General features: G+C 37.4%; 16 protein-coding genes, 9 tRNA genes and 1 other RNA gene. 5 read left to right on the plus strand and 21 right to left on the minus strand.

Annotation, left to right across the window (positions count from 1 at the left end; translation table 11 throughout):
• Positions 1 to 113: 113 nt before the first annotated feature.
• The 4 genes from nusG to tuf form a co-directional block, all read right to left on the minus strand.
• Positions 114 to 656 carry a transcription termination/antitermination protein NusG gene (gene nusG / locus OMO38_RS09125; protein WP_047444878.1) on the minus strand — a complete coding sequence of 181 codons (543 nt, stop codon included), beginning with the start codon at positions 654 to 656 and terminating at the stop codon, positions 114 to 116.
• A 17-nt stretch (positions 657 to 673) separates the two neighbouring features.
• Positions 674 to 877, minus strand: coding sequence for a preprotein translocase subunit SecE (secE, locus tag OMO38_RS09130; protein WP_052187936.1), 204 nt, complete (start codon positions 875 to 877; stop codon positions 674 to 676).
• A gap of 13 nt (positions 878 to 890) precedes the next feature.
• Positions 891 to 961 (minus strand) — tRNA-Trp (locus tag OMO38_RS09135).
• 52 nt (positions 962 to 1,013) lie between these two features.
• Positions 1,014 to 2,228, minus strand: coding sequence for an elongation factor Tu (gene tuf, locus OMO38_RS09140; RefSeq protein WP_047444879.1), 1,215 nt, complete (start codon positions 2,226 to 2,228; stop codon positions 1,014 to 1,016).
• 250 nt (positions 2,229 to 2,478) lie between these two features.
• On the opposite strand from tuf, the gene OMO38_RS09145 reads away from it, so the two are divergent.
• Positions 2,479 to 3,987 (plus strand): DUF4394 domain-containing protein, encoded by a 1,509-nt coding sequence (locus tag OMO38_RS09145; RefSeq protein WP_264749885.1) that lies wholly within the window; start codon positions 2,479 to 2,481, stop codon positions 3,985 to 3,987.
• Positions 3,988 to 4,245: 258 nt separating this feature from the next.
• On the opposite strand, the gene OMO38_RS09150 is transcribed toward OMO38_RS09145, so the two are convergent.
• From OMO38_RS09150 to OMO38_RS09170, 5 genes are all read right to left on the minus strand, one after another.
• Positions 4,246 to 7,347 (minus strand): efflux RND transporter permease subunit, encoded by a 3,102-nt coding sequence (locus OMO38_RS09150; protein ID WP_264749886.1) that lies wholly within the window; start codon positions 7,345 to 7,347, stop codon positions 4,246 to 4,248.
• 190 nt (positions 7,348 to 7,537) lie between these two features.
• On the minus strand, positions 7,538 to 8,620 hold the full coding sequence (locus tag OMO38_RS09155; RefSeq protein WP_264749887.1) for an efflux RND transporter periplasmic adaptor subunit: 1,083 nt from the start codon (positions 8,618 to 8,620) through the stop codon (positions 7,538 to 7,540).
• Positions 8,621 to 8,725: 105 nt separating this feature from the next.
• Positions 8,726 to 9,967, minus strand: coding sequence for a TolC family protein (locus tag OMO38_RS09160; protein ID WP_264749888.1), 1,242 nt, complete (start codon positions 9,965 to 9,967; stop codon positions 8,726 to 8,728).
• A 358-nt stretch (positions 9,968 to 10,325) separates the two neighbouring features.
• On the minus strand, positions 10,326 to 11,690 hold the full coding sequence (locus OMO38_RS09165) for a HAMP domain-containing histidine kinase (protein ID WP_264749889.1): 1,365 nt from the start codon (positions 11,688 to 11,690) through the stop codon (positions 10,326 to 10,328).
• Positions 11,691 to 12,371 carry a response regulator transcription factor gene (locus OMO38_RS09170; RefSeq protein ID WP_264749890.1) on the minus strand — a complete coding sequence of 227 codons (681 nt, stop codon included), beginning with the start codon at positions 12,369 to 12,371 and terminating at the stop codon, positions 11,691 to 11,693.
• Positions 12,372 to 12,590: 219 nt separating this feature from the next.
• On the opposite strand from OMO38_RS09170, the gene OMO38_RS09175 reads away from it, so the two are divergent.
• Both OMO38_RS09175 and OMO38_RS09180 read left to right on the plus strand, forming a co-directional pair.
• The gene (locus OMO38_RS09175; RefSeq protein ID WP_264749891.1) at positions 12,591 to 12,944 is read left to right on the plus strand and encodes an ISAon1 family transposase N-terminal region protein; all 354 of its coding nucleotides are present in this window, start codon (positions 12,591 to 12,593) and stop codon (positions 12,942 to 12,944) included.
• 37 nt (positions 12,945 to 12,981) lie between these two features.
• Complete coding sequence (locus OMO38_RS09180) at positions 12,982 to 13,917, plus strand: ISAon1 family transposase (RefSeq protein ID WP_264749892.1); 936 nt, start codon at positions 12,982 to 12,984, stop codon at positions 13,915 to 13,917.
• A 121-nt stretch (positions 13,918 to 14,038) separates the two neighbouring features.
• Here OMO38_RS09180 and OMO38_RS09185 read toward each other — a convergent pair.
• From OMO38_RS09185 to rpsU, 11 genes are all read right to left on the minus strand, one after another.
• Positions 14,039 to 14,123, minus strand: a tRNA-Ser gene (locus OMO38_RS09185).
• 178 nt (positions 14,124 to 14,301) lie between these two features.
• Positions 14,302 to 14,373: transfer RNA gene (locus OMO38_RS09190), tRNA-Thr, on the minus strand.
• Positions 14,374 to 14,416: 43 nt separating this feature from the next.
• Positions 14,417 to 14,489: transfer RNA gene (locus OMO38_RS09195), tRNA-Gly, on the minus strand.
• An 86-nt stretch (positions 14,490 to 14,575) separates the two neighbouring features.
• Positions 14,576 to 14,656, minus strand: a tRNA-Tyr gene (locus tag OMO38_RS09200).
• A 20-nt stretch (positions 14,657 to 14,676) separates the two neighbouring features.
• Positions 14,677 to 14,750 (minus strand) — tRNA-Thr (locus tag OMO38_RS09205).
• 91 nt (positions 14,751 to 14,841) lie between these two features.
• A tRNA-Gly gene (locus tag OMO38_RS09210) sits at positions 14,842 to 14,914 on the minus strand.
• Between the two features lie 86 nt (positions 14,915 to 15,000).
• Positions 15,001 to 15,081: transfer RNA gene (locus tag OMO38_RS09215), tRNA-Tyr, on the minus strand.
• 20 nt (positions 15,082 to 15,101) lie between these two features.
• Positions 15,102 to 15,175: transfer RNA gene (locus tag OMO38_RS09220), tRNA-Thr, on the minus strand.
• A 108-nt stretch (positions 15,176 to 15,283) separates the two neighbouring features.
• Positions 15,284 to 15,574 (minus strand): HPF/RaiA family ribosome-associated protein, encoded by a 291-nt coding sequence (locus OMO38_RS09225; protein ID WP_047444892.1) that lies wholly within the window; start codon positions 15,572 to 15,574, stop codon positions 15,284 to 15,286.
• Positions 15,571 to 16,458 (minus strand): tyrosine-type recombinase/integrase, encoded by an 888-nt coding sequence (locus OMO38_RS09230; protein WP_264749893.1) that lies wholly within the window; start codon positions 16,456 to 16,458, stop codon positions 15,571 to 15,573. Before OMO38_RS09230 ends, OMO38_RS09225 begins: the two co-directional genes overlap by 4 nt.
• Before the next feature lie 78 nt (positions 16,459 to 16,536).
• On the minus strand, positions 16,537 to 16,734 hold the full coding sequence (gene rpsU / locus OMO38_RS09235; protein ID WP_034723363.1) for a 30S ribosomal protein S21: 198 nt from the start codon (positions 16,732 to 16,734) through the stop codon (positions 16,537 to 16,539).
• Between the two features lie 159 nt (positions 16,735 to 16,893).
• Here rpsU and ssrA point away from each other — a divergent pair.
• Together ssrA and OMO38_RS09245 are read left to right on the plus strand one after the other, a co-directional pair.
• Positions 16,894 to 17,293: a transfer-messenger RNA gene (ssrA, locus tag OMO38_RS09240) on the plus strand.
• Positions 17,294 to 17,420: 127 nt separating this feature from the next.
• Positions 17,421 to 17,591, plus strand: a complete 171-nt coding sequence (locus OMO38_RS09245) for a lmo0937 family membrane protein (protein WP_050377453.1) — start codon at positions 17,421 to 17,423, stop codon at positions 17,589 to 17,591.
• A gap of 94 nt (positions 17,592 to 17,685) precedes the next feature.
• On the opposite strand, the gene OMO38_RS09250 is transcribed toward OMO38_RS09245, so the two are convergent.
• The gene (locus OMO38_RS09250) at positions 17,686 to 19,422 is read right to left on the minus strand and encodes a RagB/SusD family nutrient uptake outer membrane protein (RefSeq protein WP_264749894.1); all 1,737 of its coding nucleotides are present in this window, start codon (positions 19,420 to 19,422) and stop codon (positions 17,686 to 17,688) included.
• Positions 19,423 to 19,425 lie beyond the last annotated feature (3 nt).

Genomic DNA, 19,425 nt, shown 5'->3' on the forward strand with positions numbered 1-19,425 from the left:
GTCTAATATTCAGAATATCACTCCGGTCAGTACGCTTCCACTTTAGATTTCAATATAAAACAGAAAAAATACCGCTCATTTCTGAACGGTATTTTTTTTATATCTGAAAAGTATTAAACTTTTTCTACCTGCATAAAGCTCAGTTCCATTGGAGTTTTTCTTCCGAAGATCAAAACAGAAACTTCTACTTTCTTCTTGTCTTCCAAGATTTTCTCTACTGTACCGTTGAAACCGTTGAAAGGCCCATCGATTACTTTTACGTTTTCACCAACGATGAATGGAATTTCTGCATCAGAAGCGAACTCTGAAAGTTCATCCATTCTTCCTAACATTCTGTTAACCTCAGATTTTCTCATCGGTACAGGATCTCCACCTTTAGTTAAACTCAAGAAAGAAATCACACCAGGAATGTTTTTGATAACGTGAGGAATCTCTCCCATCAACTCTGCTTCTACCATAAGATAACCAGGATAGTATGGTCTTTCTTTTGGTACTTTCTTCCCATTTCTAAGCTGAATAACCTTTTCCATAGGAATAACTACCTGAGTAACATACTGCTCAAACCCTAACCGTTTGATCTCTGTCTCAATATAGTTTTTCACTTTATTTTCCTGTCCGCTGATTGCTTTCAGCACATACCATTTCAATTCGCTCATTATGGGAAAATACTTTATTAGTTGAAGGTATTAATTAGAATTCCGATGATGTTGCTGATTGATTTTGAGAACAATTCATCAACGCCGAAGGTAAATAATGCCAAAATAACAGTTGCTACAGTAACTACAATAGTAGAAGACTGTAAGTCAGACCACTTTGGCCACTCTACTTTGTGTCTAAATTCGTGATAAGAACCTTTTAAAAATTCTACTAAGCTCATTATTTTCTTTTTGCACGGGCACAAGGATTCGAACCCTGATCAACGGTGTTGGAGACCGGTATCCTACCATTGGACGATGCCCGTAGATTAAAAGTTCCGTAAGTTTCCTTACGGAACTTTAATTATTTTAAGATGATTAGTCTAAGATTTCAGTAACCTGACCTGAACCAACTGTTCTACCTCCTTCTCTGATCGCAAATCTAAGACCTACGTTAAGAGCGATTGGCTGTAACAATTCTACAGTGATCTCTAAGTTATCACCAGGCATTACCATTTCTACACCTTCTGGTAAGAAGATTTCACCTGTAACGTCAGTAGTTCTTACGTAGAACTGAGGACGGTATTTGTTGTGGAATGGAGTGTGACGTCCACCTTCTTCCTTAGAAAGGATATAAACTGAAGCTTTGAATTTCTTGTGAGGCTTCACAGAATCTTTCTTAGCGATAACCATACCTCTTTTGATGTCAGTTTTTTCAATACCTCTCAACAATAGACCTACGTTATCTCCAGCTTCTCCTCTATCTAGGATTTTTCTGAACATCTCAACTCCTGTAATAGTAGAAGTTAATTTTTCTTCACCCATACCGATGATATCTACAGGATCTCCTGTGTTGATAATACCAGCCTCGATTCTACCAGTTGCAACAGTACCTCTACCTGTAATAGAGAATACGTCTTCGATTGGCATCAAGAAAGGCTTATCAGTATCTCTTGGTGGTTGCTCGATCCATTCGTCAACAGCATCCATTAATTGCTCAACAGATTTGAACCATTGGTCATCAGTTTTAGCACCTCCTTCAGCAGTAGCAGCTGTAAGAGCACCTAAAGCAGAACCTTGAATTACTGGAGAGTTATCTCCGTCAAATTCGTAAGTAGACAATAAGTCTCTCAATTCCATTTCAACAAGCTCTAATAACTCAGCATCGTCAACCATGTCAACTTTGTTCATGAAAACAACGATTCTAGGTACGTTTACCTGACGACATAGAAGGATGTGCTCTCTGGTTTGAGGCATTGGTCCGTCTGTAGCAGCACATACAACGATAGCACCGTCCATCTGAGCAGCACCAGTTACCATGTTCTTAACGTAATCCGCGTGACCTGGACAGTCAACGTGAGCGTAATGTCTTTTTTCAGTTTCGTATTCGATGTGAGCAGTATTGATAGTAATACCTCTTTCTTTTTCTTCTGGAGCAGAGTCAATAGAAGAGAAATCTTTTTTCTCAGCAAGACCTTTACTAGCCAATACAGCAGAAATTGCTGCAGTAAGTGTAGTTTTACCATGGTCAACGTGACCAATAGTACCAATGTTCAAGTGTGGTTTGTTACGATTAAACGTTTCCTTTGCCATGATTTAAATTATTTATTTTATTGTTTTATTCAAATTTTCGGTGTGCAAATATAATGAATTTTTAAATACTAAAATCTTTTTGTTAAAAAAAAAGTTTAATATTCAAATCCAAAAACTGCAAACCTCCTTTTTTTGTATATTGGAACTGCAAATTTATAACAAAAAAATGAATTAAAAAAAACAGTTTGTAAATCCATTTTTATTTTTCTCTCGTATATTTAACTGCAACTATTAATTAAAATAAATTTTTATGAAAAAACTATTCAATTTTTGTCTGGCTACATTAGCTTTTATCACGGTATTCTCTTGCGATGATGATGAAAATACAAGTATGCCCGAAATACCTACAGTAGGTCCCGATGTAATGGTTTATGGATTGAGTGCCAATAATGATCTTCTGGCTTTCAATGCAAAAAACAGCAATGTTATGACTTCCACCAAGCCTATTACAGGGCTTCCTAATGGAGAAAAATTATTAAGTATTGATTTCAGACCGGCTACAGGTGAGCTTTATGCTGTATCAAATGCAAGCAAGTTTTATATCATCAATACTTCTACAGCTACTTCAAGAGCTGTAAGCACAACAGCATTTACACCTGCTATCTCAGGAACAATCGCTTCTATCGATTTTAACCCGACGGTGGACAGAATAAGACTGGTAACCAACACAGGTCAGAATCTTCGTCTTAATCCTGAAAACGGAGTAACGGCTGCTACCGATACAAGTATTGCTACAACAGCAGCTATCGCAGGTATCGCTTATACAAACAGTAAATCTGGCGCGGCAACAACTACTTTATATGATCTTGATCTAACTTCAGGAAAACTTTTCAAACAGGATCCACCGAATAACGGAACTTTGGTTGAAGTTGGAAGTTTAGGATTTACATTCACAGGTCAGGCGGCTTTTGATATCAATCCTGAAAATACAGCAGCATTAATGGCTGTAACAAGCGGAGCTCAAAACGCATTATATAATGTAGATCTTGCTACGGGAAAAGCTTCAAGCATCGGAACTCTTCCACTGAAAATAATTGACATCGCAATTCCTACAAACCCTGTAGCGTATGCAATCGATAACGCTAACGCATTACAGATCTTTGACCCAAATAATCCTGCAACTCCCGTTACAAAAGCTCTTACAGGGTTACAGAGTGGAGAAAATATTTTAGGTATTGATTTCAGACCGTTAAACGGACAGTTGTATGCCTTAGGAAACTCAAGCAGAATTTATACGGTTAACTTAGGTACAGGAGCACTTACCCAGGTAGGTACAGGTACACTTACCACTCCACTTGCAGGAACTGAGTTTGGATTTGATTTTAATCCTACTGTTGACAAAATCAGAGTAGTGAGCAACACAGGTCAAAACCTAAGACTCGATCCGGTTACAGGAGCCGTTACAGCAGTTGACACTGGACTTACTCCTACGCCGGTTGCTGTAGGTGCCGCAGCTTATACTAATAATTTTGCAGGAACAGCGACTACAGAACTTTTTGTTATCGATCATAACACAGATAAATTATATCTTCAAAATCCACCAAACGGAGGTGTTTTGGTAGAAAGAGGAGCACTAGGAATCAATATTTCCGGAGCTAATGGATTCGATATCGGAAGCACAAGCCAAAAAGCTTATTTACTGGCAACAGTAGGTGCTGAAACAAAAATTTTCACTGTCAATATTGCTAACGGAGCTACAGCTTCATTAGGAGCATATCCGAACCCGGTTAGAGGATTTACCGTAGGTTTAGGATTCTAAAAAAGAAACAGACTTGATTTTATAAGAAGCCCGAGGTAGATTTTTCTATCCCGGGCTTCTGTTTATATAAAAATAAATGAAAGAATGACCTCGTTTGAAATTAATTACATTTCTTACGTGACTGCCTCTAATAAATGGTTGAGCATTTCAACAGAATGGCTTATTTCAAATTTCAACCTGACTTGTTTGATTCTAAATTAATTCCTTTAAACTGAACTTTTAATTATGATAAATAAAAGAACACAATCATTTTCAATCTTAAAAACCTTCATCGGTCTTTTTAGTTTTATTAAATATCCAAAAGATAATTGGGAAGATTAGTAAGGTTAGAACAGTTGCTGTAATCAGACCTCCGATGATGACAATTGCTAATGGTTTTTGAGATTCCGAACCAATTCCTGTAGAAAGAGCTGCAGGAAGTAAACCGATTGATGCCATCAGTGCAGTCATAATCACCGGCCGTGTTCTGGATTTCACACCACTGAAAATCGCGTCATCTATCTTTAATCCGTTTTTAACATTCTGATGGAATTCCGTGATAAGAATTACACCGTTTTGGATACAGATTCCCAGGAGTGCGATCATACCTACTCCCGCAGAGATCCCAAAATTCATATTCGTGATATGCAATGCGATGATTCCGCCGATTAAAGCAAAAGGAACGTTTGCCAGTACCAAAAGTGAATCTTTCATATTACCGAAAAGAATAAACAGGAGGAAGAAAATCCCCAAAATACTGATGGGTACTACTTCTGTCAGTCTTTTGGTAGCTCTCTGTTGGTTCTCGAACTGCCCGGTCCAGCCTACAGAATATCCTTCAGGAATTTTCATTTTTGCCACTTCTTTCTGTGCATCGCCGATTGTTCCTCCCAAATCACGGTCACGAATCGAAAATTTAATTCCAATATACCTTTTGATATCATCTCTGTAAATAAATGCGGCACCGTTGTCTTTTTCGATGGTACTGATCTCTTTTAAAGGAATTTTAGCACCGTCCTGCGTAGGAACCATCAGCGAAGCTATATCTTTTTCGTCTTTTCTGTACTCCTCAGAATAACGGAGTCTGATTGGAAATTTTCTTTCGCTGTCAAACATTTCTGAAGCTGTTTTTCCACCAAAAGCCATTTCCAAAACTGATTGTGCATCATCGGGCATCACGCCGTAAGCTGCCATCTTATTTCGGTCTAATACAACGCTTACTTCTGGCTGACCGATATTTTTAATAATTCCGGCGTCTTTTACTCCGTCTACATCTTTGATCGATTTTAAAACCTCATCGGCCAGTCTGTCGAGTGTCTGTAAATTATCGCCATAAATTTTAATTCCGTTTTCAGCTTTAAAACCAGCTACCGCTTCTGCCACATTATCTGAGATCGGCTGAGAATAATTAAAGGTAATCCCCTGATAATTCCTTAGTTTTTTATCGATTTCTTCTACCAGTTCTTCATAACTGATTTTTCGTTTCCACTCATCTTTTGGCTGAAGATTCACCGCAAACTGTACAAATCCGAAACCGTTTGGGTCTGTTCCGTCATTGCTTCGTCCGGTCTGCGCGAGAACATCGGTCACTTCAGGGACGCTCATAATATCTTTTTTCAAAATATCGGCAGTCTTCAACGACTCTTTTAGAGATGAGCTCATCGGCATTTCTGCAGTGATCCACAGTGAACCTTCATTTAATTGAGGTAAAAATTCTGTTCCTAAAAATTTTCCTGAGAATAAAGTGACCGCCATGAAAGATAAAGCAACAATCAAACTGAGTTTTTTATGTTTAAATGTAAAACTGAAACCTTTCAGCACTATTCTGTCCCAGAAATTCACAAACGGATTGTTTTTCTCTCGTACATTCTTATTTAAAAGCATGTGGGTAAGCACAGGAACCAATGTCAATGTAAAAATCAATGCACCAATTAATGCAAAACCCAGCGTGAATGCCAATGGTGAAAACATTTTCCCTTCCACTTTCTGAAATGAGAAGATTGGAATTAATGACGTAATGATTATTAATTTTGAAAAGAAAATTGCTTTCCCTAAACCTGTTCCGGTCTGTTTAATCCAGCCGGCTTTAGCCATTTTATTGAATTTATCCGGACCGTATTTCTTGGCTTTATGATCGAGCATTACAAAGATTCCTTCGACCATGACGACGGCACCATCGATGATAATTCCAAAATCTACAGCTCCCAGTGACAGTAAATTCGCACTCATGCCCGCCATTTTTAAACATAAAAACGCAAACAGTAAGGACAGAGGAATGACGATGGAAACAATCAACGTGGTGCGCCAGTCTGCCATGAAAATTAAAACGATAACCGTCACCAGAATAATTCCCTCCAATAAATTATGCATTACGGTTTCTGTAGTGAAATCCATCAGATTATCACGGTCGTAAAATGTGACCATTTTTACATCTTTCGGAAGAATTTTTTCATTCAGCTCATTAATTTTAGCTTTTACATCAACCAAAACCTCACGCGGATTTTCACCTTTTCGCATCACCACGATTCCTTCTACAGTATCGTCCTGTTTATTTAAACCGGCCTGCCCTACTCTCGGCAGCGAACTCTCATGCACTTCTGCCACATTTTTAACCAAAACCGGATTTCCGCTCTCGTTTTGAATGGTAATATTCCCGATATCTTCATTAGACTGTACCAAACCAATTCCCCGGACAACATAGGCTTGTCCGTTCTTTTCAATAACATCTCCACCTACATTCAGATTGCTTTTCGTGACCGCTTCAAAAACCTGCAGAGGCGTCAGATTGTATTTATCCAAAGCTCTCGGATCAATGCTCAGCTCAAAAACTTTATCCTGACCACCGAAGACGTTGATATCAGCCACTCCCGGAACGCCTCTCAGAGCGCGGTCGATCACCCAGTTTTGCAAAGTCAGCAGTTCTCTGGAGTCTTTGGTTTTACTTTCCAGTGTATATCTGAAGATTTCTCCCGTCGGCCCGTAAGGCGGCTGCACCTCGGGGTCAACCTCATCAGGAAGACTCACATTTCGCAGCTGATTGTTGACCTGATTTCGGGCAAACATATCGTCTACTCCATCATCGAAAAGAATTTTAACAATAGAAAGCCCGAACATCGTCGTACTTCTTACGCTTGTTTTCTTCTGAACCGGACTCATCGCCAGCTCAATGGGCGTCGTGACAAAACGTTCCACTTCTTCTGCACTACGGCCATTCCACTGGGTGATAATCACGATTTGGGTATTAGTGACATCTGGGAAAGCCTCAATAGGCATATTTTTGAAACTGATAAAGCCCGCAACCGCCAAAACCGCTACCCAAATAAAGGTGAATGCTTTATTTTTGAGTGAAAACGAAATGATATTTTTAATGAATTTATTCATGCTGAATAGATGTTAGATGATAGATTTCAGACAGTACGCTGATACCTAAATATTTAATTTAAAAACTTTAACTAAGAAACTCGTTGAAATAATTTTAAACACATAAGTCACATTAGAGATTTATACTTTATTTGCTTAAAAGAGCACATTAGATAGAAAATCAAAGATTTTCATTAGGTTCATTTAAATCTTAGTTTTTTAGTGAACGGTAAATCAGCAACTGATTATTGGTAATTACATTTTCTCCCTCCGTAAGACCTTCTGAAAGATATGTCACGTCGCCCAGCTGTTTCAGAACTTTAATTTCTTTGACTTTCACATCGGTTCTTGATTTAAAAACAACCACAAAACTTCTGTCATCGTCAAAAATTACCGCCTTTGATGGAACAGAAAGCGCTGAGGCATTCTCGGATTTCGAAACCCTTATGGTCGCTTTACTTTCAGGAATCAGCAAACCGTTGGCATTATCCAAAACCACCCTCGCCTGCATCGCATTGGTCTGCGGATCGATGATTTTAAAGATTTTATCAATTTTTCCGTCAAAAACTTTATCAGGATAAGATAATGTGGAGACTTGTGCCGTCATGCCTAGACTGATTTTATCAATATCAGATTCATTGACGTTCATGATGGCCCACACGTTGGTGGTATTGGCTACATCAAAAATATTTTCGCTTCGGTCGCTTCTCAGCTGCATGTCTTTGTTGATGTCTTTGTGAACAATGTATCCGTTAATTGGAGCCAAAACACTGTAAAGATTTCCCTTTTTCACATTATACACCGTACTAACTGCGGAAGTTCTCTGCATCTGATCCTGTGCTTTCTGCACCTGACTTTTCGCTTCCAAAACTTCTCTTTCCGTCGTCAGTTTCCCTTCATACATTTCTTTGGCAACGCGTAGATTATTTTGAGCAACCAGTAAATCTGTTTTAGCATCACTCACATCCTTTTGAACATCGGCTAACTCTGTACTTCTGATTGTTGCGAGAACCTGACCTTTCTTCACGTAATCTCCCAGCTCAACATTTACACTCATTACATTTCCGCCAACCAAAGGATAAACGTCGATGTAAGAGTTTCTGTCTGCAGATATTTTTCCGTAAAAACTGTACGTATCTTCTATGTTTTTAAATTCAACTTTAGCGGTGGTGATCGATTCGAGCATGGTATTACTCAGCTCAAAACCTTTGGGTGCAGTTTCTTTTGGTGCTTCCTGTTTAGAACAAGACCATAAAAGTAAGGTGGAAAATATTGGTATAATTATTTTTTTCATTTAGATTATTATTTTAAACGCAAAGGGCGCAAAGATTTTTTAAACAACATGCTATTTTTAAGTTCGCAAAGGCGTTTCACTTAGCAGAGACAATAAAGGTTTATATTAATAGAAGATTTTTGTTTGTACCAATTGATTGAGCTGTTCTGCAGACTGTATTAGTTCGTTTTTCATATCATAAATCTGAAGAGAAGTTTGGCGGTAACTTTCCATGAAATCTGTAAAATCGATCAGAGTCACGTTTCCGTTTCTGAAGTTTTTCAGAATTCCATTGTAGACCAGATCTAAATTATCGAGGTCTGTAGATTTAATTTCGAGTAACTGTCCGTACTGATTTTTCCACATCTGAAAAGCCGACTGTACTTTCGTTTCGAGATTCAGTTTTTGAAATTCTGCATTTCTCTGATTTTGTTCAATAGCATAATTAGCTTTCTGCACATTTCCTTTATTCACCTTCCATAGCGGAATAGGAATTCCTACTTTCAAATTGATTTCGTTTCTGAATGTTCCAGAATTTTGGTCGTACTCCGCTCCCACATTCAAATCGGGAACATTGAGAGATTTCTGCCACTGTGCATAAAGCTTAGAATTATCAATCAGTTTTAAATTAAATAAATAATCTGCGTTGTTTTCGATGGCTTTTCTTTTTAAATCAGATTCATCGCCGAAAGGCTGTGCAGCAAGAATCTCTCTGGCTTCTTCATCTGAAATCTGAGGTTCTATATTTTCTCTAATTCCGGTAAGAACTTTTAAATTTTGTTCGAATTCAAGAATGTCTTTAGTGATTCCCAGTTTGTCATTATTCAGCTGAATGACGATGCTCTGTAATCTCACTTCGTCTTTCAACGAAACATTTCCTTTTGCAGACTGTACTTTATACGCCTTTAAGAGGTCATTCATATATCCCAGTTGCTTATTGGTATTTTCGAGCTTCAGTTTTTCATAATAAAGATTGTAGTAATTGGTATGAAGCTGTGTGCGTAGTTCTACAAGCAACTGCGTAAACTGGAGCTGCGCCAAATCTTTATTGGATTTTGCAAAAGCAACTTCATTTTTCTTTTTGCCACCCATGTAAATCAGCTGTGTCACCTCAAGACCTTTGGCTTTACCGGCATCCAAAACTTTTCTGTCTTCGGGGTTATAGGCGTTGATGTACCCACTTATCTGCGGAAGTTCCCAGATTTTAGCCTGCAGAATATCCGCATCAGCCATGTTGATGTTGTACTGTTCGGCAAGAAGCTGAAGATTATTTTGCTGAAAGGCATTTTCGCAATCCAAAAGCGACATTTGCTGCTGCGCTGTCATTATCGAAGATATAACAACGAACAGTCCTGCAATTTTGTTCATTCTCTCAATTTTGATAGCAAAAGTGCGGTTGCTCGATTAAAACGACCTTAAAGTAGGCTTAAAAAAAAATTAAATTTGATTTTGAAGTATTTTTTGAATCATTACGAGATAAACTTTCAGATTTTTTCAAAAGCTGGATACATAACAATACTTTGAAAAGAAATTTCTTCACCAACCCTAAAGGATGGATAATTAATTATTACTTCAAAAATGTTTAGAGAAAATTTTAAACGCAAAGTGAGACACAGATTTTTTTTAAATCTATTGTAAATATAAAGATACACAAAGCCGTTTCACTTAGCTAGATAACACAATTTTGGTTGGAAGAACTTATTGTTCTTATTTTAATATTTAAAACCTATTTATTAAAAGTAACCGTAAACTTATTGGTATTTTCCGTGGGCGAATGGTATTTAATTTTCGCGTTATGGTATTCCAGGATTCTTTTGGCAATTCGGAGGCCGAGACCGGATCCGGTGATGTTTTGAGAATTATTTCCACGCATGAAGGCATCAAACAGTTTGGGTTGTTCTTCCAGTGAAATCGTGTTTCCCGCAGAAATTACATCTACGCTAAGTTGAGATTCGGTTTCTGTAATCAAAACTTTAGCTTCAGAATCATCTGAGTACACTGCTGCATTTTTAAATAAATTAATAAAAACAATATTGAGCAGGGACTGAACTCCTTTGATGGTTAAAAATGCCTGATCGGAAGTGCTTTCAGAAATCAGAAAATCCATGGTGAGATTGGGGAAGCTGTTTTGAACACGCTCGAAAGATTCAAAAATAACCTCATCAATTCTAACTTCCTCGTAAATAGTCTGGATATTTTCTTTATCGAATTTTGTAAGCAGCAAAAGAGAGTTCGTCAAGTCTGAAAGTTGATACACGTCTTTCAACATCTGTCTCAAGGCAGAAAGTGTTTCGGTAGAATGCTGTTCAAGTTTGATTAAATTTTCCAGCTGAAAAGCCATTCTGGTAATCGGAGTTCTGATCTCGTGGGACGCACTTGCGGTAAAATCTTTTTGTGACTGAAAAACATCGTTCAGACGGACAATCATCGTATTGAATGACTGCGCCAAAATACTGATCTCATCATTCGACTGCTCAACTTGAATCTGCGTCGTGAGTTTATGTGCCGTTACCTCAGAAATTTCTTTGTTGAGATCTTCCAGCGGCTGAAGGAATTTCCCCATAAAGTAGTAACTGAAAAAACCAATCAGGAGTGTGCAGGTAATAAAAGCGGTAATTAAAAGATATTTAAGATAATCCAGTTTCGACTGTCCGTTCGTATCATAAGCGCTGGTAAGAATGTAATAATTTTCACCATTAATATTTTTTAGAGCAGCATAAACTTCAGGATATGTATTTTCTTGGTGAACTGCTTTTTTCTGATCAACATCCTTCAGAAGCGCTTTGTCCCAAGTAACTTTTCTGTCTTTGATGGTACTGTAGATGAGTTCTTTTTTAGCATTAAAAATTAAAATTGTTTCATTCAGTAAAACATTGTCAGAGTTTTCATTGAAAAAAATCGGTGCTTCGTTTTCAAAGTTTTTAGACTTAGAAATAAAGTTGGTGGTAAAATCTAACCTACGGACGAATCTTTCTTTAAATTCCTCTTTCCTGAAATCATTAAAAGAAACATAAATAATAATGAGGACAATACCGAAAAGTAATGAAAATGAAATGCTGAGCGTAAGTGCAATTTTCCTCTTTAATGACATCTATAAAGGATTTAAATAATATCCGAAACCGGAACGGGTATGAATCAGCTTCACCTTAAAATCTTTATCTAATTTCTTTCTTAAAAAATTAATATAGACCTCAACAGTATTGGTATTGGTGTTGAAATTATGTTCCCAGACATTCTCTGTAATCTGTTGTTTCGAAACCGTTCTGCCCTGCGCTTCTGCGAGATAAACCAGCAGCTGAAATTCTTTTAAAGTCAAAGCGATTTCGTTTCCAGCCCTGAAAACTTTCTGTTCGGTTTTGTTAATGATTAAATCATCAACTCTAATGATATCCTGGTCTGCAGTATCTATTGGTACTTTTCTTCTTAACAGTGAATTCATCCGCAACAGTAATTCTTCAAACTGAAAAGGTTTAACCAAATAATCGTCAGCCAATCTCGTGAAAGCATCTTTCTTATCCGAAAGATCACCGTAGGCGGAAATGATAATAATCGGTGTGTTTTTATCGAAAGAACGGATCGTTTGGCAAACATCCAGGCCATTGATTTTTGGTACATTGATATCTAAAAGATAGAGATCATAAGAATTGTTCTTTATCTGGCGGAGAAAGGTTTCTCCGTCATAAATTCTGTCGGTCACAAAATAGTTTGACTCTAAAAACTTGCTCAATTCTGCCGAGAGAATGAGGTCGTCTTCCAGTAGAAGAATATTCATCAAGGATATATTTACTACGAATTTAACGAAAAAAACAATGAGGTGGAGACTTGGTTGGATGTAGAACAGTGCGTAACAAATAAAATGTTAAGAAAAGATTCGGCTTCAAGCTCGTGATCTGCGTGTTTTAATATTTCAATTATGAATAATTAAAATATTATTAAACTTGTATCAAGATTAAAACTTGGGGAGAAAAATAAAAAGTGATAATTTTGTAGGATGTCGAATGCATCTGAACTACTCAAATTATTGTTACCTGAGTATTTAATCGAATATTTCGAGATTTTGAAATTTGAGGAAGAAAACAATATTCTTCATCTTTATTTTGAAGAAAAAAATACACTTCCCAAAGAATTTTCTTCACTTGTGGTGCAATCGAAAGGATTTTTGCCTGAAATTACCGTAGATGACTTTCCTTTGCGCGGAAAATCTGTAAAACTGCACATCAAACGCAGAAGATGGACTGAAGTGAAATCCGGAAATATTATCCAGAGAGATTGGAATCTCATTGCCAAAGGAACCCACATGACACAGGATTTTGCGGAGTTCTTAAAAAAAATCAGCCGATACTAAAGCCCTTCCCTGCAAAACCATTGGTGAGCTATACGGGGTGAATGGCAAAAAATTTCAGAGACAATACAAAAAAAGCATCAGCGATTTTAAAAATTGGGAACAAAAATCACATGCCGAAGAATGGATTTTGTATTCCGAAAACCTTTCAAACCGACTTTCGCTGGATGAAGTCGCCCTTTCTGATGGTGAATTATACACCGTACTCACTTCCAAAAAAGCAAAAGGCAGAAAAGGAAGTATTGTTGCCATCATTAAAGGAACAAAGAGCGAAAAGGTAATTGAAAATCTCTTTAAAATCGACAGGAAATTAAGATTAAATGTCAAAGAAATCACGCTAGATATGGCGGGTTCCATGAAATTAATTGCCAAGAGATGCTTTCCAAATGCAACACAAGTGGTCGATAGATTCCATGTTCAGAAACTCGCCACAGAAGCATTGCAGGAGATCAGAATACAGCACCGTTGGGAAGCTATTGAATTAGAAAATAATTTGCTGGCAGAAGCTAAATTAAAGAAACAAAAAAACGAAATTGAAATTTTCGAAAACGGCGACACAAGAAAACAACTTTTAGCAAGAAGTCGATATTTGCTTTATAAATGCAGGGAAAAATGGACTTCAAACCAAAAACAGAGAGCCGAAATCTTATTTTCTCACTATCCAGATTTAGAAAAAGCTTATCATTTAGCAGATGGATTGAGGAAAATTTACAATCAAAAAATCCCAAAACCGGTAGCCATGCTCAAATTGGCGCATTGGTTCAAGGAGGTGGAAGAATCAGGCTTCAAATCGTTTTCTGTGCTCTCGAAAACAATTGTGAATCATTACAACGATATTCTCAATTATTTTGAACGAAGAAGTACAAATGCTTCAGCAGAATCATTCAATGCGAAAATTAAAAACTTCAGATTACAGCTTCGGGGCGTTCGCGACAGAACATTCTACCTCTTCAGATTATCAAAACTTTTTGCTTAGTCCCCAAGTTTTGAGACTGATCCTTAAACTTTTTGAGATCGCCAAATTCCTTGAAAATATCTAAAAACAAAAAAGCCTCAGATATTTCTATCTAAGGCTTTCAGTTTGGTTTCCCGTTTTGCGGAGAGAGAGGGATTCGAACCCCCGGACCTGTTACAGTCAATAGTTTTCAAGACTATCGCAATCGACCACTCTGCCATCTCTCCAATAACTCCGATTGTATCGTTGTTTTTGGTGGTGCAAATATAATACGTTTTTTTGAATCTCCAAAATTTATTTTTCAAAATTTATAAGAAAAATTTTTTCTAAGTTTTTCAAAGCTTCGAAATTCAAGATATCAATTTTTAGGCAAAAAAAATCCCGAATAAATCGGGATGAAATCTGAGCCAACTACGGGACTTGAACCCGTGACCTCTTCCTTACCAAGGAAGCACTCTACCGCTGAGCTAAGTCGGCATTAAAAGAAAAAAATCACGCTTTAAAAGAGTGATTTTTTTTGAGCGGAAGACGAGGGTCGAACTCGCGACATTCAGCTTGGAAGGCTGACGCTCTACCAACTGAGCTACTTCCGCAATTTTGTTTCCAAAACTATTGGTAAACGCTGCGCAAACTTAGGGAAACCCTTTATAATTTGCAAGTTTATTTCTAATATAAAATGTGGGGAGAGCAGGATTCGAACCTGCGAAGCCGAAGCAACTGAGTTACAGTCAGTCCCATTTAGCCACTCTGGAATCTCCCCAGATATTTTATATTAAATTGAGCCTCCAGAGGGACTCGAACCCACGACCTGCTGATTACAAATCAGCTGCTCTAGCCAACTGAGCTATGGAGGCAATTTAATAAAAACTGAAGGCTATCAGAGAAATTCTACTCTGTGCTGCATCAGCAGTTAAAAAAAATCACGCCTAATGCGGTGTGAAATTGAGCGGAAGACGAGGGTCGAACTCGCGACATTCAGCTTGGAAGGCTGACGCTCTACCAACTGAGCTACTTCCGCAATTTTGTTTCCAAAATCATTGGTAACGGTCTGCAAATCTAGAAAAATTCTTTTAAACCTGCAAGACTTTTTTTTAATATAAAATGTGGGGAGAGCAGGATTCGAACCTGCGAAGCCGAAGCAACTGAGTTACAGTCAGTCCCATTTAGCCACTCTGGAATCTCCCCAGATATTTTATATTAAATTGAGCCTCCAGAGGGACTCGAACCCACGACCTGCTGATTACAAATCAGCTGCTCTAGCCAGCTGAGCTACGGAGGCAAAATTAAAAAAGATTTCAAAAAACGCTTGTTCCTTTTTGCGAGTGCAAATATAGAACAGATTTTTTGAAATCTCAAACTTTTTTAGAAACTTTTTTTAATTTATTTTCTATGCTAATTCTTTTTTCTTGATTAACAGTTTCTTAGCCGCGTCTACGCATTGGTCTAAACTTTCTTCAAAACTCGTACTTGTCTTTTTCACGACAATATCATCACCCGGAACAACCAAAATAAGCTCGGTAGTCTTATTGGCTTTGTCTGAATTGTTTTCTACTTTTAAGAACACTTTGCATTCCTGTAGCTTGTCGTAAAACGTATTAAGCTTGCTTACTTTTTTGTCAACGTGTGACTCTAGCGGTTCGTGTGGAGTTAAGCCGATTGCTTGTACTGAAATCTTCATAATTCTTCTTTTTTAACAGCTCGTGGATGAGCTTGATTAAACACTTTTTTCAACTGTTCTATATTGGCATTCGTGTACACCTGAGTGCTTGCAAGACTGGAATGCCCTAATATTTCTTTTACTTTAGATATCTCTGCCCCATTATCCAAAACATGTGTAGCAAAGCTATGTCTTAGGATATGTGGACTTGTTTTCTGCTTCGAAGTAACAAGACTAAGGTACTTATTAACGACTACATAAACAAACTTTTCCGTCAGTTTTTTTCCCTTTTTGTTGACAAAGAAATATTGTTTAAAATCTTCGTGGGGTTTTCTGATTTCCAAATAGCTTGTGAGGAGTCTTGCCAAGTCGGGAGAAATAGGAACATAGCGTTCTTTATTTCCTTTACCCAAAACCTTAAGCTGTTCGCCTTCTAAGTTTACACTTTCAAATATTAAGCCACAAAGCTCAGATTTTCTGATTCCGGTTTGATATAAGACTTCAACAATGCACTTCTCTAAAATATCATTAACGTTAACAAGAATCTTGTCCTGAAGCACCTCCATTTCCTCCATAGACATGGGAATTTGCTTCTCTGCGTAAAATTTAAGAGAAGTAACGGTTTCAACCGGAGAAACCTCAATTTCGCCCAGTCGTAAAAGGAATAGATAAAAACTTCGGAGAGACGACAGTTTGCGGTTGATACTTCTCTTCAAAATATCATTCTCACTCAGTTCAACGATAAAATTTCTGATTACTTTTTTATCGGCCTTGACAATATTCTCGGAACCTTCAGTTTTAAGATAAAAGGAATAAAAATCTTCAAGATCTTTACGGTAACTTGTGATCGTATGAGGCGAATACCTCTTTTCGAGCTGTAGATAGTCTAAAAACTTCTTTCGCATAATGTATATATAAAACAAAAATCACTCCTCAAATATAACTATTTAAGAAGTGATTTAGTATGTGTTTAAGAAAATTTCTTAAGCTTGTTCTTCCTTGCTTAATCCTCTTTGCTTATAAGCTGCTTTCAGCCTAGATTGTCTAAGAGTTACAGAAGGCTTAATAAAAGCTTGTCTAGATCTTAATTGACGAACTGTACCAGTTTTATCAAATTTTCTCTTGTATTTTTTTAGTGCTCTATCGATGGATTCACCATCCTTTACAGGTATTATTAACATAATTTACATCTCATTTTGGATTGCAAAAATATAACTTTTTTCTTGATTAGCAAATTATTTCCAGGTAAAATTGATAATAATTCTAAAATTTCTACAAACCAATTTTGAATATAAATTGAATTTAAACAAAATATCGTATCTTTGCGGTTACTAATTCATGGGGTTGACTGGTTTCGACAGCAAGATCAGTGGGTAAGTAAGCATGCAGAGAACCGTAGCGCGATCTCTTTAATCCCTTGCTACAAACTTTTAACTGGCAACGAAGAGTTCGCTCTTGCAGCTTAATCCGAATAAAGTAAGATTTCAAGCGCTTTCCCGAAGATAGTAAGGAAGCAAGATGTCTCACAAATGCTCTGTTCTGCGGCGTTTGATTCTGAGATATAGTAATGCAGAAATAAGGTTTCGGATGCTTTGGCCGAAACTCGAAAATTTCAGAAGCTAAGGTTTAAGTTGGGTGTTTGCTCTCTGCTTAAGCACAAAAATCAATAGTAAAATAAGCATGTAGAAATCTTATGTATTGCTTGTTTGGACGAGGGTTCGAATCCCTCCAACTCCACTTTCAAGGCTAAAAAGAACTCAAGTTTGAGTTCTTTTTTTTATTAATAAATACCACAAACTTTGCATCAATTTAAAAAAGGCACAATATATGCTAATACTAAAATATAACACCCAAAAAAATTATTATTATGAGAAGTTTATTATGGTTAGTAGCAGTCATTTGTATTATCGTATGGCTTTTAGGTATGCTTAACGTAGTACCGGGAATCGGAACCAGTTCTTTAGTACACGTATTGTTGGTAATTGCAGTTATTGTAGTACTTTACAATATTATTAGCGGAAGAAAACCACTAGATTAAAAAATCTAAACTAAAACTATTTAAAGAAAAAAATACCAACAGAATCTGTTGGTATTTTCTTTTGAAAGTATAAGTAAAAAATTAAAAATTTATTTTAGTAGCCTTCATTCTGCGTCAGGTAACCGGGCACACTTGAGGCCCCATCCATCGCGGACTGAGGAATTGGAAATAATCTTTTTCTCGGATCAGCATTTGTTTTTGATGTGTAAACATCCTCATAATGCCCGAATCTGATCATATCTGTTCTTCTGGAATATTCCCAGTAAAATTCAAAACCTCTTTCACGGTAAAGCAAATCAAGATTAATTGAAGGTAAAGATGGCGGAGTTACAGCCGGGCGTGCAGTTCGCGAAGCCCTTACCAGATTCACATCCAGTAAAGCTGCTGCCGCATTCCCTTTTCTTAACTGAGCTTCTGCTCTCATTAAATAAATATCTGCCAAACGCAACAATACAATATCCGCATTTCCTCTGTTTCTTCCTGTATCTGAAGTTCTGCTGTACTGGTATTTTGAGACTCTGTAACCGTCAGTATAATCTTTATTGTTAGGATTTTCCAAGTCAATATCCAAGGTGTGATTTACATAATTTACAAATCCGTTTCTCTGCTCAATAATAGGATAGATTTTATATTGGCCATTTGATGTTTGAAAAGGCTGACCGTTTGATGCATTTCTCAAACCCCACTGCACTCCTCTCTGAATTCCTCTGTTAATCTCATACGTAGAACCATTTACAAGGAAAAAATGATTAGCATCATTTGCAGGAGTGACACCCGTCAGATTCTGTAAATTTTGTGGAACCGTAAAGTTTTCTTTATAGAATCTTGCATCTGCCAATGCAGGATCTGTGCTTCCGTAAGCCTGAACCCAGGTATTATAAAAATCAGACGTAATGGCTGGACCGTCTGTTCCGTTTGCTTTCGGGAAAGCAGCCAAAGGATACTGACTTCCTGATAATGACCAGTACCCTAATCTGTTGTGTGAAGTTGTAAGATCCTGACGCTGATCAATAGCAAAAATCAACTCCTTGTTTGAGTGGTTATTATCATCAAAAATCGCAAAATATTCCGGAGACAGAATGTATAAGCCAGAATTGATTACTTTATTAGAATACTCAATCACCTTATCCATATCGGTTGCCGAGAAAGTAGGTGTTCCGTAAGGATTTCTGTAAACACCCGCATTAAGATACAACTGTGCTAAAAATCCGTTTACTGAAGCCTGAGACATTCTTCCAGGACCTTTTGTATTGCCAAGACTGTTAACAACGTCCAGAAACTCAGTTTCGATATAGGTAATCGCCTCCTGTCTTCTTAAAATCTGAGAGTCCTGACCAGTTACATCTTTTTTAAATGCAATCCCCCAGTAATCCAGCATCAACATATTGTAGTAAGCTCTCAAAGCTCTCATTTCCACAAGTGCTTTAGCCGCATTAGGATCCGTAGCAGCAAGAGGCTGTAGTTTTTCGATCGCCGTTACTGTTCTTGAAATCATTAAGGTAAATGCAGACCATGTCTGTTGCACTACAACGTTGGTAGTCGTCGTTGTATGCTGGTGAAGCTCAATATACTTCCCACCGTCATACCAATCATTCCCGCTACCTCTCGGAGGAAGAATCCCCTGATCTGTGCTGATTAACTGTAGACCGTAATTTTTTGTATGAGTAAAAGCATCAGGAAGCGGTCCGTAAGCCGGAGCAACTACAGATTCCACTACATTGCTTGCCTGCACTTCCAGCGATTCATCAATAATCTGTTCAGATAAATCTGTACATCCTACAGCAACAAGAGCGCTTAAACTCAGTATAGAGATTAAAAATTTATTTTTCATTTT

The sequence above is a fragment of the Chryseobacterium kimseyorum genome, from assembly GCF_025971945.1.
In the GTDB taxonomy this organism is placed as follows: Bacteria; Bacteroidota; Bacteroidia; order Flavobacteriales; family Weeksellaceae; genus Chryseobacterium; species Chryseobacterium kimseyorum.